This window comes from Dryocola baronae, from assembly GCF_051297175.1.
In the GTDB taxonomy this organism is placed as follows: Bacteria; Pseudomonadota; Gammaproteobacteria; order Enterobacterales; family Enterobacteriaceae; genus Dryocola.
The window spans coordinates 1,109,461-1,124,642 of the sequence record NZ_JBINNY010000001.1 but is presented as its reverse complement, the minus strand read 5'-3'; the positions used below and the strand labels follow the sequence as shown (position 1 = coordinate 1,124,642).

General features: G+C 54.4%; 14 protein-coding genes. 10 read left to right on the top strand and 4 right to left on the bottom strand.

Going from position 1 to position 15,182, the window contains the following annotated elements:
• Positions 1–202: 202 nt before the first annotated feature.
• From proV to proX, 3 genes are read left to right on the top strand one after another with little or no spacing between them, the layout of a single operon-like run.
• A complete protein-coding gene (proV, locus tag ACSPHG_RS05185; RefSeq protein WP_435952454.1) occupies positions 203–1,405 on the top strand; it encodes a glycine betaine/L-proline ABC transporter ATP-binding protein ProV in 1,203 nt (400 codons plus the stop codon).
• Positions 1,398–2,477 carry a glycine betaine/L-proline ABC transporter permease ProW gene (proW, locus tag ACSPHG_RS05180; RefSeq protein ID WP_435952453.1) on the top strand — a complete coding sequence of 360 codons (1,080 nt, stop codon included), beginning with the start codon at positions 1,398–1,400 and terminating at the stop codon, positions 2,475–2,477. Before proV ends, proW begins: the two co-directional genes overlap by 8 nt.
• A gap of 57 nt (positions 2,478–2,534) precedes the next feature.
• Positions 2,535–3,527, top strand: a complete 993-nt coding sequence (gene proX, locus ACSPHG_RS05175) for a glycine betaine/L-proline ABC transporter substrate-binding protein ProX (RefSeq protein WP_435952452.1) — start codon at positions 2,535–2,537, stop codon at positions 3,525–3,527.
• A gap of 56 nt (positions 3,528–3,583) precedes the next feature.
• Here proX and ACSPHG_RS05170 read toward each other — a convergent pair whose 3' ends face one another.
• The 3 genes from ACSPHG_RS05170 to scpA all read right to left on the bottom strand — a co-directional run bounded on the left by ACSPHG_RS05170 (position 3,584) and on the right by scpA (position 7,373).
• A complete protein-coding gene (locus tag ACSPHG_RS05170) occupies positions 3,584–4,015 on the bottom strand; it encodes a lipocalin-like domain-containing protein (RefSeq protein ID WP_435952451.1) in 432 nt (143 codons plus the stop codon).
• Between the two features lie 20 nt (positions 4,016–4,035).
• Positions 4,036–5,133 (bottom strand): 3-oxoacyl-[acyl-carrier-protein] synthase III C-terminal domain-containing protein, encoded by a 1,098-nt coding sequence (locus tag ACSPHG_RS05165; RefSeq protein WP_435952450.1) that lies wholly within the window; start codon positions 5,131–5,133, stop codon positions 4,036–4,038.
• A gap of 65 nt (positions 5,134–5,198) precedes the next feature.
• On the bottom strand, positions 5,199–7,373 hold the full coding sequence (scpA, locus tag ACSPHG_RS05160) for a methylmalonyl-CoA mutase (protein ID WP_435955945.1): 2,175 nt from the start codon (positions 7,371–7,373) through the stop codon (positions 5,199–5,201).
• 336 nt (positions 7,374–7,709) lie between these two features.
• On the opposite strand from scpA, the gene ACSPHG_RS05155 reads away from it, so the two are divergent.
• The 7 genes from ACSPHG_RS05155 (at position 7,710) to ACSPHG_RS05125 (ending at position 14,448) form a co-directional block, all read left to right on the top strand.
• Complete coding sequence (locus tag ACSPHG_RS05155; RefSeq protein WP_435952449.1) at positions 7,710–8,894, top strand: MFS transporter; 1,185 nt, start codon at positions 7,710–7,712, stop codon at positions 8,892–8,894.
• A 115-nt stretch (positions 8,895–9,009) separates the two neighbouring features.
• Positions 9,010–9,747, top strand: a complete 738-nt coding sequence (locus tag ACSPHG_RS05150; protein WP_435952448.1) for an AzlC family ABC transporter permease — start codon at positions 9,010–9,012, stop codon at positions 9,745–9,747.
• Positions 9,747–10,082: an L-valine transporter subunit YgaH gene (ygaH, locus tag ACSPHG_RS05145; protein ID WP_435952447.1), complete on the top strand. Its 336-nt coding sequence runs from the start codon at positions 9,747–9,749 to the stop codon at positions 10,080–10,082. Before ACSPHG_RS05150 ends, ygaH begins: the two co-directional genes overlap by 1 nt.
• Positions 10,083–10,173: 91 nt before the next feature.
• Positions 10,174–10,704, top strand: coding sequence for a transcriptional repressor MprA (gene mprA, locus ACSPHG_RS05140; protein WP_435952446.1), 531 nt, complete (start codon positions 10,174–10,176; stop codon positions 10,702–10,704).
• A 131-nt stretch (positions 10,705–10,835) separates the two neighbouring features.
• Positions 10,836–12,008: a multidrug efflux MFS transporter periplasmic adaptor subunit EmrA gene (emrA, locus tag ACSPHG_RS05135; protein ID WP_435952445.1), complete on the top strand. Its 1,173-nt coding sequence runs from the start codon at positions 10,836–10,838 to the stop codon at positions 12,006–12,008.
• A gap of 15 nt (positions 12,009–12,023) precedes the next feature.
• Complete coding sequence (gene emrB, locus ACSPHG_RS05130; protein WP_435952444.1) at positions 12,024–13,562, top strand: multidrug efflux MFS transporter permease subunit EmrB; 1,539 nt, start codon at positions 12,024–12,026, stop codon at positions 13,560–13,562.
• 238 nt (positions 13,563–13,800) lie between these two features.
• Complete coding sequence (locus tag ACSPHG_RS05125; protein WP_435952443.1) at positions 13,801–14,448, top strand: GNAT family N-acetyltransferase; 648 nt, start codon at positions 13,801–13,803, stop codon at positions 14,446–14,448.
• 150 nt (positions 14,449–14,598) lie between these two features.
• Here the strand turns inward: ACSPHG_RS05125 and luxS are convergent, their stop codons facing one another.
• Complete coding sequence (gene luxS / locus ACSPHG_RS05120; RefSeq protein ID WP_435952442.1) at positions 14,599–15,114, bottom strand: S-ribosylhomocysteine lyase; 516 nt, start codon at positions 15,112–15,114, stop codon at positions 14,599–14,601.
• Positions 15,115–15,182: the final 68 nt, after the last annotated feature.

Sequence of the window (15,182 nt, the reverse complement as noted above, 5' to 3'; positions counted from 1 at the left end):
CGCCAACCCCCAATTTGCCCGCAGCCCCCGGTATCAGGGGGAATTTCAACCGCGCACGCAACGCGGATATTTGTGATATGAAAAATTGAGGGTTGTCTCAGATTCTGAGTATGTTAGGGTATATCCAGGTGAATATATCCGTCAGGAAATGTGTATAGTTAAATTAATATCGCTCGATTAAATATGGGATTAACTTTATTGCATGGCAATTAAATTAGAAGTAAAGAATTTATATAAAGTATTTGGTGAGCATCCTCAGCGCGCATTCAAATATATAGAGAAAGGCATCGGTAAAGCAGAATTACTGGAAAAAACAGGGCTGTCGCTTGGCGTAAAAGACGCCAGTCTGGCAATTGAAGAAGGCGAGATCTTCGTCATCATGGGGTTATCCGGTTCCGGTAAATCCACCATGGTTCGCCTTCTCAATCGCCTGATTGAACCAACCCGCGGGCAGGTGCTGATAGACGGCGTGGATATCGCCAAAATATCGGACACCGAACTTCGCGAGGTTCGCAAAAACAAGATCTCTATGGTCTTCCAGTCCTTCGCTTTGATGCCTCATATGACCGTGTTGGACAACACGGCCTTTGGTATGGAACTGGCGGGCATGCCGGTTGCCGAGCGCCATGAGAAAGCGCTGGACGCCCTGCGCCAGGTGGGCCTGGAAACCTACTCACACGCTTACCCCGATGAGCTGTCCGGCGGAATGCGTCAGCGCGTTGGCTTAGCCCGTGCCCTGGCCATCAACCCGGATATCCTGCTGATGGATGAAGCCTTTTCTGCCCTCGATCCGTTAATTCGTACCGAGATGCAGGATGAGCTCATCAAGCTGCAGGCCAAACACCAGCGCACCATCGTGTTTATTTCTCACGATCTGGACGAGGCCATGCGCATCGGCGACAGAATCGCCATTATGCAGGGCGGTGAAGTCGTGCAGGTCGGCACGCCGGACGAAATTCTTAACAACCCGGCGAACGACTACGTGCGCACCTTCTTCCGCGGCGTGGATATCAGCCAGGTGTTTAGCGCAAAAGATATTGCTCGCCGTAGCCCGGCTGGCCTGCTGCGTAAAACCACCGGCTTTGGCCCACGCTCCGCGCTGAAGCTGCTGCAGGATGATGACCGCGAATATGGCTACGTCATTGAACGCGGGCAAAAATTCCTCGGCATCGTTTCGACCGACTCCCTGAAAGCCGCGCTGGCTGCCGGGCAGGGTCTGGACAGCGCGTTCCTGGAATCCCCGGCGGCGGTCTCCGCCGACACGTCACTGAGCGATCTGCTCACCCATGTAGGTCAGGCACCGTGTGCGGTTCCGGTGGTGGGTGAAGAAAATCAGTACGTGGGCATCATCTCAAAAGGGGTGCTGCTGCAGGCATTAGATCGTGAGGGGGCAAGCAATGAGTGATTCAACTAATCCATGGGATACCGGCAGCGCGGCTGCGGATACCACTAATCAGGCCGCATCCAGCGCCGACGCGTGGGGCAGCCAGCCTGCCGCTACGCCCGACGCGGGAAGCAGCGCCGACTGGCTGAACGCGGCACCCGCGCCGCAGGCAGAGCACTTTAATATTCTCGATCCGTTCCACAAGACGCTAATCCCGCTTGATAGCTGGGTGACGCACGGCATCGACTGGGTGGTCACTAACTTCCGCCCGGTGTTCCAGGGCATTCGCGTGCCGGTGGATTACATCCTGAGCGGATTCCAGCAGCTACTGCTGGGGATGCCTGCGCCGGTCGCCATCATCGTGTTCGCGCTGATTGCCTGGCAGATGTCGAGCCTCGGCATGGGTATCGCGACGCTGGTTTCGCTGGTCGCTATTGGCGCAATCGGTGCCTGGTCGCAGGCGATGGTAACGCTTGCGCTGGTGCTGACGGCGCTGCTGTTCTGCATGGTCATCGGGCTACCGCTCGGGATATGGCTTGCCCGCAGCGAACGTGCGGCGAAGTTCATTCGCCCGCTGCTTGATGCGATGCAGACCACGCCCGCGTTTGTTTACCTGGTGCCTATCGTCATGCTGTTCGGTATCGGCAACGTACCGGGCGTGGTGGTAACGATTATCTTTGCCCTGCCGCCGATTGTCCGTCTGACGATCCTCGGCATTAAGCAGGTTCCCGAAGATCTGGTGGAGGCCGCCCGCTCGTTCGGCGCAAGCCCTCGCCAGATGCTGTTCAAAGTACAGTTACCGCTGGCCATGCCTACGATTATGGCAGGTGTAAACCAGACGCTGATGCTCGCCCTCTCCATGGTAGTGATCGCTTCGATGATCGCCGTAGGTGGGCTTGGCCAGATGGTACTGCGCGGCATTGGCCGCCTCGATATGGGGCTTGCCACCGTCGGCGGCGTGGGCATTGTTATCCTCGCCATTATTCTCGACCGTCTGACGCAGTCCATTGGCCGCGATTCCCGCAGCCGTGGCAACCGCCGCTGGTACACCACCGGCCCGCTGGGTCTGCTGACCCGTCCCTTCATGAAATAAGCATGGCAGGCGGCCGCGTGCCGCCGCCCTGCCCCCTCACCACAAAAAGGAATAACGATGCGACACACTGCTATTTTGGCTACGGCCCTTGCCACACTCGTTACCACCAGCGCTTTTGCCGCGGATTTACCGGGTAAAGGCATCACAGTGCAGCCCATTCAAAGCACCATCTCAGAAGAAACCTTCCAGACGCTGCTGGTCAGCCGGGCCCTTGAGAAGCTGGGCTACACCGTCAGCAAGCCAAGTGAAGTTGACTACAACGTCGCTTACACCTCAATTGCCTCAGGCGACGCCACCTTTACCGCCACCAACTGGAAGCCGCTGCACGACGATATGTACGCGGCCGCGGGCGGCGATAAGAAATTCTATCGCGAAGGGACCTACGTTCAGGGCGCGGCCCAGGGCTATCTCATCGACAAGAAGACCGCCGAGCAGTACAAAATCACCAATATCGAACAGCTGAAAGACCCAAAAATCGCCAAACTGTTTGATACCAACGGCGACGGCAAAGCGGACATGACCGGCTGTACGCCGGGCTGGGGCTGCGAAGCGGTTATCAATCACCAAATTGACGCCTACGGCCTGACCAATACCGTGGTGCATAACCAGGGCAACTATTCGGCGATGATTGCCGATACCATTACCCGTCATAAAGAAGGCAAACCTATCCTTTATTACACCTGGACGCCGTACTGGGTGAGCGATGTGCTGGTGCCGGGTAAAGACGTGGTGTGGCTGCAGGTGCCGTTCTCTTCTATGCCGGGCGAGCAGAAAGGCGTGGACACCAAGCTGCCAAACGGCGCGAACTACGGCTTCCCGGTGAACACCATGCATATCGTGGCAAACAAAGCCTGGGCTGAGAAAAACCCGCAGGCCGCGAAGCTGTTTAGCCTAATGAAGCTGCCGCTGGCGGATATCAACGCCGAAAACGCCATGATGCATAACGGCCACGCATCCGAAGCCGCGATTCAGGGCCACGTAGACGGCTGGATCAAAGCTCACCAGGCGCAGTTCGATGGCTGGGTGAAAGAGGCTTTGGCGGTTAAGTAATCCGGCCTCAAAGAAAGGGAAAAAACGCTGCCCGCGCGCAGCGTTTTACTGTGCAATCAGGCTAAACGCTGCCAGAGCAACTCACCGATTTGCATGACGCCGTCGATTTCAAACGCCGGCGTTGTTAGCGCTAAAGAGTCACCTTCGAAACGATAAAACCTCGCCTGCGGCTGCCCAACCCAGTTTGGGAAAGTACAGCCTTCCACATGGTGAACGATCTCCCCGTCTGTCTCGTTCACTGCATAGCTGCCGTAATAGCACAGCGAAGTCGTGAACGCCCGACGGATTTCCGCATCGCTTCCCCTGGCCAGATCGCCGTGGATAAAGACTGGACGTTCCGCGCCGTAAAGCTGCGCCGCCATATGCCCGGATGCGTCGTAGTGCAAAATTCCGCTTACCCGCTGGCCGAGCGGGTAACGTTTTTCATGGCCGTCAGTTTTAAAACTTGATGAAACCAGGCGCCAACTGCCCAGAAAATGGTTTTTCATTTAATGCCACCTATTGCCACCTACTCAATTTCAATAAGAAAAGCGCCGCGTTCAGGACCAGCACCCACTACCATCACGGCAATTTCATCGCCGCTCTTCAGCCTGCCGGTCAGCATATCGTCGTGCATCATTTTTAACGTACTGGGAATAACCAGGTTTCCGTACTGCCGGACATTGGTGCTGAACTTGTCCTGTTCTACGCCATTTATCTCACAGAACTCATTGATAAACCCCTCGACCATGATCGGGCTTGCCTGGTGCGTGTAGATACGTTCAACCTCGGTAAAATAGCGCTCACGATGCGCTTCCAATCCCTGGTGATTAAGATGCATCCCCTTTGAGTAATAGCGTTTGGTTTTGTCACCCGCCATCGCATAGCAGGAAAGCTGCTCGTTATTACCCACGCCCGGCGGGTTAAGCGCGCCGCCGCCGGGGTAATGAATGAGCGGGTCGTCAAACCCCGCTTCGTCGCCAAACTTGAGCGAGTCACGGCTATATAAGCTGTAACCCTGCGCCTTTTCATCGCGACGCAGCACCAGTGCGGCTGCGCCATCTGAAAACAGCGCCGGCGAGGCCCACAGCGCATCCCCAAGAGGATGATGGGTGTTGTAGCGGTAAATCGGTGACACCATATACAGGCTGGAAACTTCGTAGGTCACGATCAGGATATTTTTCGCGTTGAGCTTCGCGGCCAAAGAGAGCGCCCGCGCCATACCCGCGCAGCCAGCCGCAAGCTGAAGAGGAGGAATATGGTCGGGGATCTCCAGGGCGCGCATCAGCTTAAAGGAGTCATAATCAAGCTGAACCTCATATGGCGTGCTGGTTGCCACCATGACCACATCAATTTCACGCGCGGTCAATCGCGCGGCATCCATTGCGCTACGCGCCACCTCAACAATACGCTCAAAATTGCTGAAAAATTCCGGGTCCCAGCTCTTCGACGCCACCGGTCCAATGATGCGCTGAACGTCGCTGCCTGATAAAAAACGCCCTGGTTTTTTACGATTGGGGATTTGAAATGAATCAGCCCATTCATCCATGGTAACCACTTCACCAATGACCGTCGCTAATCCCGCAATCTTATACTGGAAATGCTGCCCCTGCTGCTGAGTATTCATATAACCCTCGTAAGTAAAAAATACTGGTCAACTAACAGATTGCTAAACAAAAATAATCCCGGGAATTAATCGCTTCCGGTTATCTTAATAGCCACTGGAGTAACGGATAAACGCTGCTTTATTTTTTCTTCTTCAATATATTCAAGCACTCTGGCGGCTGAAGTTAATATAGGCGTGCCGGGCCCAAATATATCTTTAACGCCACACTGCTTGAGGAACGCATAATCCTGCTGCGGGATGACGCCGCCGGCAAAAACGATGGCCTTGCTGTTATAAAGAGCGAGCTGCTCGAGAAGTTCGGGCAACAACGTTTTATGACCGGCGACGAGCGAAGAGACACCGACCGCGTGACAAGCGCCAGCGCTTGCCTGTATCGCCACCTCTTCAGGCGTCATAAACAAAGCGCCCAGTTCGATTTCAAAGCCCAAATCGCCGAACCCCGCTGCAACAACTTTGGCACCGCGATCGTGCCCATCCTGTCCTAACTTAGCGATGAGGACGCGGGGCCTTTCGCCGTAGCGCTCGGTGAAGTCATTCAGTTTTTGACGCAGCGAGTGCCATTGCTCATCGTGAGCGTAAGCATCGCGGTAAATGCCTTCTACCGCCTGCAAGGGCACGCTATAACGCCCCCAGATAACGGCCAGTGCCTCCGACACCTCTCCAACGGTCGCCCTGACCCGCATTGCCTGAACGGCCATTGCCAGCAAATTCCCCTCGCCCGATTGAGCGCACCGTGAAAGATCGTTTAGCGCCCGATTCACTTCACCCGCATCGCGGCTTCTTCGCAGCTTATGGAGCCCCTCAAGCTGCGCATTGCGCACCTGGGTGTTGTCAATATCACGAAAATCAACGGGGCTTTCCCCCGGCAAACGGTATTTATTTACCCCGACAATCACCTGCTCACCGGAATCAATTTTTGCCTGGGTGCGCGCCGCGCAACTATCGATTTTCTGCTTTACCCATCCACTTTCCAGAGCGTTGAGCATTCCTCCCATGTTATGGATTTCTTCAAGAATTTCGCGCACGCCTGCAGCCATATCGGCGGTAATACTTTCCATCATGTAAGAACCCGCCCACGGATCGACAACCGCGCAAATCTGCGTTTCTTCCTGGAGGATCAGTTGTGTATTGCGGGCCAGCCGCGCTGAGGCATCCGTCGGTAAACCAATGGCTTCATCAAAAGAATTGGTATGAAGCGATTGCGTGCCGCCAAAGACCGCCGCCATTGCTTCAATGGTGGTTCGGACAACGTTATTTAAAGGGTCTTGCGCGGTTAACGACCAGCCGGAAGTTTGGCAGTGCGTACGCAAAATTAGCGAAGCGGATAATTGCGGATCGAAAGCTTTTACAATCTCATACCACAACAGGCGGGCAGCGCGAAGCTTGGCAACGCCCTGATAAAAATCCATACCGATGGCAAAGAAAAAGCTTAACCGACCGGCAAAATCATCAATGCTTAATCCCTGCGCCAGCGCGGCTTTGATGTATTCTTTCCCGTTTGCCAGAGTCAGCGCCAGCTCCAGCATGTCGCTGGCCCCGGCTTCCTTCATATGGTAACCGGAGATAGAAATAGAATTGAACTTCGGCATTTCGCGGGCGGTCCAGGCGATGATGTCAGCGACGATGCGCATTGACGGTTCCGGCGGGTAAATATAGGTATTGCGTACCATGAACTCCTTGAGAATATCGTTCTGAATTGTCCCCCTGAGCTGAGGCAGCGCCACGCCCTGATCCTGGGCGGCCACAATATAAGCCGCCAGAATCGGCAGCACGGCACCGTTCATGGTCATTGATACGGAAACTTCGCCGAGGGGGATTTGTTCAAACAGAGCCTTCATGTCTTCAACGGAATCGATGGCGACCCCCGCTTTCCCTACATCTCCCATAACACGAGGATTATCAGAGTCATATCCGCGGTGCGTAGCCAGATCGAAAGCAACTGAAATCCCCTGGACACCGTTTGCCAGCGCCTTACGGTAAAAGAGGTTTGATTCCTGGCTGGTAGAAAAGCCAGCATACTGGCGAATGGTCCACGGTCGGGCAGTGTACATTGTGGCGTTTGGCCCGCGAATATACGGTGGTTTACCCGGTAACGTGTCCGTATAGGGAATATATTTAATATCTTCACCCGTATATACTGGTTTTACTGATAAAATTTCAAAATCAATCCGCCGAGAAGAAACCGAAGCTATATTATTGGCGCTACTGTTTTTCTTATTAGGTGATTTATTTATTTTCATCAAACGCATCGTCAGTTCTCTCAGGAGAAAGATGAGAATGAAATTTAGTTGACTGCAATATTTTAATCAAGAAATCACCAACCAGATAATATCCTTAGAATATATTCACAAGAAATTTCACAACATATTGATAATAAAAGAAAGTGATTTATAAGATAATTCGCGAGTTTATTTAAATATACATATTTCCTCTTACCTTATGTGCCGTGCAACAAACAATGGCACAATTCGACACCTAACTTTTGCCCTGCTATCTGGCACTGTCGTTTATTTTCGTTATCATTGCAGCACATCCGTTGATCTAACGGCCTGTTCCTCCTCTAGCTGAAGATAACAATGAAAAACTCCGCACATGGACTCAGCCCCGCGCTGATAGTCCTGATGTCCGTTGCGACCGGGCTGGCGGTTGCCAGCAACTATTATGCGCAGCCCCTGCTCGATACCATCGCCAACGCATTCTCGCTATCTATTAATCAGGCCGGGTTTATCGTCACCGCCGCCCAGCTTGGCTATGCGGCCGGTCTGTTACTGCTTGTCCCACTCGGCGATATGTTCGAGCGCCGGGGGCTTATCGTCTTTATGACCCTGCTGGCCGCGGGCGGCATGTTGATCACCGCCAGCAGCCAGTCGCTGTGGATGATGATTCTCGGCACCGCGCTGACCGGGCTGTTCTCGGTGGTGGCGCAGATTCTGGTGCCGCTGGCGGCGCACCTCGCCGAGCCGGAAAAACGCGGCAAAGTTGTCGGCACGATCATGAGCGGGCTGCTGTTGGGCATTCTGCTTGCGCGAACCGTTGCCGGCCTGCTGGCGAGCCTCGGCGGCTGGCGCACGGTGTACTGGGTGGCGAGCGTGCTGATGGTGCTGATGGCGGTCGCCCTGTGGCGCGGCCTGCCGACGGTGAAGCAGGAAAACCATCTGAACTATCCGCAGCTTCTCGGCTCCGTGTTCAGCCTGTTTATCAAAGACAGCCTGCTGCGCACCCGCGCCCTGCTCGGCTGCCTGACGTTTGCCAACTTCAGCATTCTGTGGACGTCGATGGCGTTCTTGCTGGCCGCACCGCCGTTTAACTTTTCCGACGGGGTGATTGGCCTGTTTGGGCTGGCGGGTGCCGCCGGCGCGCTGGGCGCACGTCCTGCCGGAGGATTCGTCGATAAAGGCAAAGCCCACATCACCACCACCGTTGGCCTGCTGCTGCTGCTGCTTTCTTGGATTGCCACCGCGCTGGGGCAGTTCTCGGTTATCGCGTTAATCATCGGGATTCTGGTGCTGGACCTGACGGTTCAGGGCGTGCATATCACCAACCAGAGCGTGATATACCGCACCCGCCCAGAAGCCCGAAACCGCCTGACCGCAGGTTACATGACCAGCTACTTTATCGGCGGCGCGGCAGGCTCGCTGATTTCGGCCAGCGCCTATCAGCACGCGGGCTGGAACGGGGTGTGCATTGCGGGCGCAATTATGGCCCTACTAAATCTGGTAGTGTGGTGGCGGGGCTATCACCGCCAGGCGGGCTGCCAATAATCCTTTACATCCCCCGCGGGTATTTGGGGGTGTTAAGGCCAGGGGCAGTCTGTTAAGGTTGTCCCCGATTATTAATTTGAGTGACATTAACATGGGTTATTTATAAATAGTTAATATGGATAGTCCCGCAACTGTAACCACTGAAAATCATCAACATGAAGCAACCTGGCTCGAGGGTCTTAAAGACAGCTTACCCATCGTCATCAGCTACATTCCCGTAGCTTTTGCCTTCGGCCTGAACGCGACCAAGCTGGGATTCACCCCGCTCGAAAGCCTGTTTTTCTCCTGCATAATTTACGCCGGTGCCAGCCAGTTTGTGATCACCGCGCTGCTCGCGGCGGGTAGCTCCCTTTGGGTTGCAGCGCTCACCGTGATGGCAATGGACGTGCGCCACGTGCTGTACGGCCCCTCTTTACGTACCCGCATTACGAAATCGCTGAGCAAACCGAAAACCGCCGTCTGGGCCTTTGGGCTGACGGACGAAGTCTTTGCCGCCGCCACCGCCAAGCTTGTGCGGGATAACCGCCGCTGGAGCGAAAACTGGATGATCGGCATCGCGCTGTGTTCATGGGCCTCCTGGGTGTTCGGCACCGCGCTGGGCGCATGGTCCGGCAACGGCCTGCTGGATAACTTCCCGGCGGTGGAAGCGGCGCTTGGCTTTATGCTTCCCGCCCTGTTTTTAAGCTTCCTTCTCGCCTCCTTCCAGCGTAAGCAGTCCTGGACCGTGACCGCATCGCTTGCGGGCGCGCTGCTGGGCGTCACGCTGGTGTCAATCCCGGCGGCAATTCTTGCGGGGATTGTCTGCGGCTGCGTTGCCGCCCTGGTGCAGGCGTTTTATCAGGAGGAAGTCTGATGAGTACCCAGGTGCTGCTGCTCGGTCTACTGGTCGGTTTAGCTAACTATTTATTCCGCTATTTGCCGCTGCGTATGCGGGCAAACTCAACGCGCCCGGCGAAACGTGGCGCAACCGGCGTTCTGCTCGACAGTATCGGCATCGCGTCTATTTGCGCGCTTCTGGTGGTTTCCAGCGCGCCGGAAATCATGCACGACAGCCAGCGTCTGCTGCCGACGCTTGCGGGCTTTGCCGTCCTCGGCATCAGCTACTACAAAACGCGCAGCATTATCATTCCTACGCTGCTTAGCGCTCTGGGTTATGGATTAACCTGGAAACTCATGATGGTTATATAAGTGATACGTATACAAAAGGTTTAAATATTACGTTTACTTTATTTGTCACCATCGTTACTATATCGGCCGCAACTAATGAGGTTATGCCAAAATGGATAGTTCGTTTACGCCCATTGAACAAATGCTAAAATTTCGCGCCAAGCGCCATCAGGACTTCCCGTATCAGGAGATCCTGTTAACCCGTCTGTGCATGCACATGCAGGGCAAGCTGCTGGAAAACCGCAATAAGATGCTGAAAGCTCAAGGGATTAACGAGACGTTGTTTATGGCGTTAATCACTCTTGAGTCCCAGGAAAACCATAGCATTCAGCCTTCCGAGCTGAGCTGTGCGCTGGGTTCGTCGCGCACCAACGCGACGCGCATCGCCGATGAGCTGGAAAAACGCGGCTGGATTGAACGCCGTGAAAGCGACAACGACCGTCGCTGCCTGCATCTGCAACTGACCGATAAAGGTCACGAATTCCTGCGCCAGGTACTACCACCCCAGCATAACTGTCTGCACGAGCTGTGGTCGTCCCTGAGCGGCACCGAAAAAGAGCAGCTGGAAGCTATTACCCGCAAACTGCTCACCCGTCTCGATCAGATGGAAGAAGACCAGACCGTGCTTGAAGCCGTGCGCTAAGCCCGTCGCCCCCTAATCGCGTGTTCCAATAAGAAATGACAACTTAGAGGCCAGCAACTCATCTTGCTGGCCTCTAAGATCTAACAGGTCGGCTCAGCCGATCAGAATAATAAAAAAGTGTGGAGATAAGCATGAGCGCACATGCGGAGACTCAAAACCCGCAGCAACCGTCAAACAAGAAAGGCAAACGTAAAGGTGCCCTTCTGCTGTTGACCTTGCTCTTCGTAATTATTGCTGTGGCATATGGGATTTATTGGTTTTTAGTTTTGCGTCACTACGAAAACACGGATGATGCGTACGTGGCGGGAAATCAGGTGCAGATCATGGCCCAGGTTTCCGGCAGCGTCACCAAGGTGTGGGCCGATAATACTGACTTCGTCAAGCAGGGTGACGTGTTGGTAACGCTCGACCAGGCCGACGCTGAACAGGCGTTTGATAAGGCACAGACCGTGCTGGCCTCAAGCGTGCGTCAAACTCGCCAGCTGATGATCAACAGCAAGCAGTATCAGGCGAATATCGAGCTGCAAAAAACGGCGCTGGCCCAGGCGCAAAGCGACCTGAACCGCCGCGTGCCGCTTGGCAGCGCGAATCTGATTGGCCGCGAGGAACTTCAGCACGCCCGCGATGCGGTCGCTACCGCACAGGCGCAGCTTGACGTTGCTATGCAGCAGTACAACGCTAACCAGGCGATGATTCTGGGCACCAAGCTTGAAGAGCAGCCTAACGTGAAGCAGGCCGCCGCCGAGCTGCGTAACGCCTGGATGGCCCTGCAGCGTACCAAAATCGTCAGCCCGATGACCGGCTATGTTTCACGCCGCTCGGTGCAGGTTGGCGCGCAAATCAGCCCAACCACGCCTTTGATGGCCATCGTGCCCGCCAGCGGCCTGTGGGTGGATGCTAACTTCAAAGAAACCCAGCTTGCGCACATGCGTATCGGCCAGCCCGCCACCGTGGTCAGCGATATCTATGGCGACAAAGTGGAATATACCGGCAAAGTGGTCGGCCTGGATATGGGCACCGGCAGCGCGTTTTCTTTGCTTCCCGCACAGAACGCCACCGGTAACTGGATCAAAGTGGTTCAGCGCCTGCCGGTACGTATCGAGCTGGATGCGAAGCAGATTGAAGATCATCCGCTGCGCATTGGCCTGTCGACGCTGGTTACCGTGGATACCACCAACCGCGACGGCAGCATGCTGGCTAACAAATCTCGCCACTCCCCGGTTTACGAAAGTAACGCGCGCGAGCTGAATCTGGAGCCGGTAAACCAGCTGATTAACCAGATTATCCAGGCGAATGCGGGTTAATAAAGCGGAGGTTGTATGGCACAACAAAAACCGCTAGAAGGCGCCCAGCTGGTCATTATGACCATCGCGTTGTCGATGGCGACCTTTATGCAGGTGCTGGACTCCACCATCGCTAACGTGGCGATCCCAACGATTGCCGGGAACCTTGGCTCGTCGCTGAGCCAGGGGACGTGGGTGATTACCTCGTTCGGGGTGGCTAACGCCATCTCGATCCCGCTCACCGGCTGGCTTGCCAAGCGCATCGGTGAAGTCAAACTGTTCATGTGGTCGACGATCCTGTTTGTGATCGCCTCCTGGGCGTGCGGCGTTTCCAACAGCCTGGAAATGCTGATCTTCTTCCGCGTGATTCAGGGGGTTGTCGCCGGGCCGCTGATTCCGCTATCGCAGAGTTTGCTGCTAAATAACTACCCGCCGGCGAAGCGCAGCATCGCGCTGGCGCTGTGGTCAATGACGGTTATCGTTGCGCCGATCTGCGGCCCGATTCTGGGCGGCTATATCAGCGATAACTATCACTGGGGCTGGATCTTCTTTATCAACGTACCGATTGGCGCGGCGGTTGTGCTGATGACCCTGCAAACCCTGCGCGGGCGCGAAACGAAGACGGAGCATCGCCGCATCGACGCCATCGGCCTTGCGCTGCTGGTGGTCGGCATCGGTAGCCTGCAGATTATGCTGGACCGCGGCAAAGAGCTGGACTGGTTTAACTCCACGGAAATCATCGTGCTGACCGTTATTGCGGTGATCACCATAAGCTTCCTGATCGTCTGGGAGCTGACGGACGATAACCCGATAGTCGACCTGTCGCTGTTCAAGTCACGTAACTTCACCATCGGCTGCCTGTGTATCAGCCTTGCCTATATGCTTTACTTCGGCGCGATTGTTTTGCTGCCGCAGCTTCTGCAGGAGGTTTACGGCTATACGGCGACCTGGGCGGGACTGGCGTCGGCACCGGTCGGGCTGCTGCCCGTGCTGCTGTCGCCGATAATTGGCCGCTTTGCCCACAAGCTCGATATGCGTCGTCTGGTGACTTTCAGCTTTATTATGTACGCCGTCTGCTTCTACTGGCGCGCCTATACCTTCGAGCCGGGAATGGACTTTGGCGCATCGGCCTGGCCGCAGTTTATTCAGGGCTTCGCCGTGGCGTGCTTCTTTATGCCGCTGACGACGATTACCCTGTCCGGCCTGCCGCCGGAGCGTATGGCCGCCGCATCAAGCCTGTCGAACTTTACGCGAACGCTTGCCGGGTCGATTGGCACGTCGATAACCACGACGCTGTGGACCAACCGCGAGGCGCTGCACCACGCGCAGCTCACGGAGTCGGTCACGCCGTTTAACCCGAATGCGGTAGATGTCTACAACCAGCTGCAGAATCTGGGCATGACGCAGCAGCAGGCCTCCGGCTATATCGCGCAGCAGATAACCAACCAGGGGCTGATCATCTCGGCAAACGAGATTTTCTGGTTCTCCGCCGGGGTCTTTATCCTGCTGCTGGGGCTTATCTGGTTTGCCAAACCGCCGTTCGGCGCGGGCGGTGGCGGCAGCGGAGCGCACTGATCTCGATCAGTTTGATTCGCGAATAGCTGCCTTTTGGAAATATTCGCGGATTGAATGCTTCCCGCTCTAAATGCCAGTCATATTAATGACTGGCATTTTTATATTCTCGAAATACATTATTCAGCCGGTGATATGAAAGAGTTTTCGCTCGGAAACATCAGTTGCGCTATCCTTTTCTGTGATTTAACTAAAATGTGCATTTGTTAATTTTAATCACATTATCAATGGAAAGGATCTCATGATTACATTTGTAGAAAAAAATGATGTCAAGGTGAAAAACAAGGAATCGCTCTTCACCCTTTTCTTATATGAAGAAAAACAATCTCCGCCTGAGTACGACGTATATGGGATGAATTTTTCATTAAACATCTATCATCCTGTTAAAAATAAGCCAGATAAATTTATACCAGAGGAAGTAGCCTATGGTCGATGTTCGCTACAGGGCGACACGCCAGAAGAGCGGTTTCTTTATGTTTCAGGCGTATACGTGGAGGGAAACACAAACGACCCCACTAAAAAAAATCCGAACAGATTTATTGGGCTAGGGCAAATGTTACTCTTTTCGGCGATTAAATTCGGGCACGACCAAGGTATTAAAACCTGCAATCTAACGCCATTAGAAGGCAGTGAGGGTTTTTATTTAAAGATGGGCTTTCACCCGCAGGTGAAGACGACAACGAACAGAATGGATCTAAAGGATAATTTACCGAGATCGATGAACGGAAAATTAAATCCACAATGGACTAATCGTTTTGCTAAAACCTCATTTACAAGTGACTTAAATGTCGGGCCTGAATGGACCGCAGATATTTCGATTGTCTATCCTCATATACGATCCACTATTTTGAGAAATTGGAATATTGTTGAGGTGGCCGATCCTCGTTAGTGCTCGGCACCATTAACGGTGGTTAAGCGCTTGCGCCACCCACCCTACAAAGTCCGAGCATGTAGATCGGATAAGCACAGCGCCATCTGACGCAATTGCGTTCCACCAATAAAAAAGGAGCCAATCGGCTCCTTTTTGCGGCACATCAAACTAGATATGCAGCTCTTTCAACTTCTCTTTCGGCAGCGCCAGCTCGTCATTGCTGTTGACGGTCACACCGTGCTCAATGATGTGGCGGGCGATATCCTGCGCTTCCTGCAGCGAGTGCATGTGGTAAGTGCCGCACTGGTAAACGTTCAGCTCAGGGATCTGGTTCTGCTCTTTGACTTTCAGCACGTCTTCCATCGCCGCTTTCCAGGCGTCGGCAACGCGGGTTTCGTCCGGCACGCCGATCAGGCTCATGTAGAAGCCGGTACGGCAGCCCATTGGCGAAATATCGATGATCTCGACACCGTTGCCGTTGAGGTGGTCACGCATGAAGCCTGCGAACAGATGCTCCAGAGTGTGGATCCCTTTTTCTGGCATCACTTCCTTATTCGGCACGCAAAAGCGCAGGTCAAACACGGTGATGGTATCGCCATGCGGCGTGTGCATCGTCTTGGCTACACGCACTGCTGGCGCACCCATGCGAGTATGGTCGACTGTGAAGCTATCCAACAACGGCATCTGGTCACCTCCGATAAGTGATTTTTTTTAAAATAAAATGAACCATTCTGTTTAACGCGCGTCTGAGT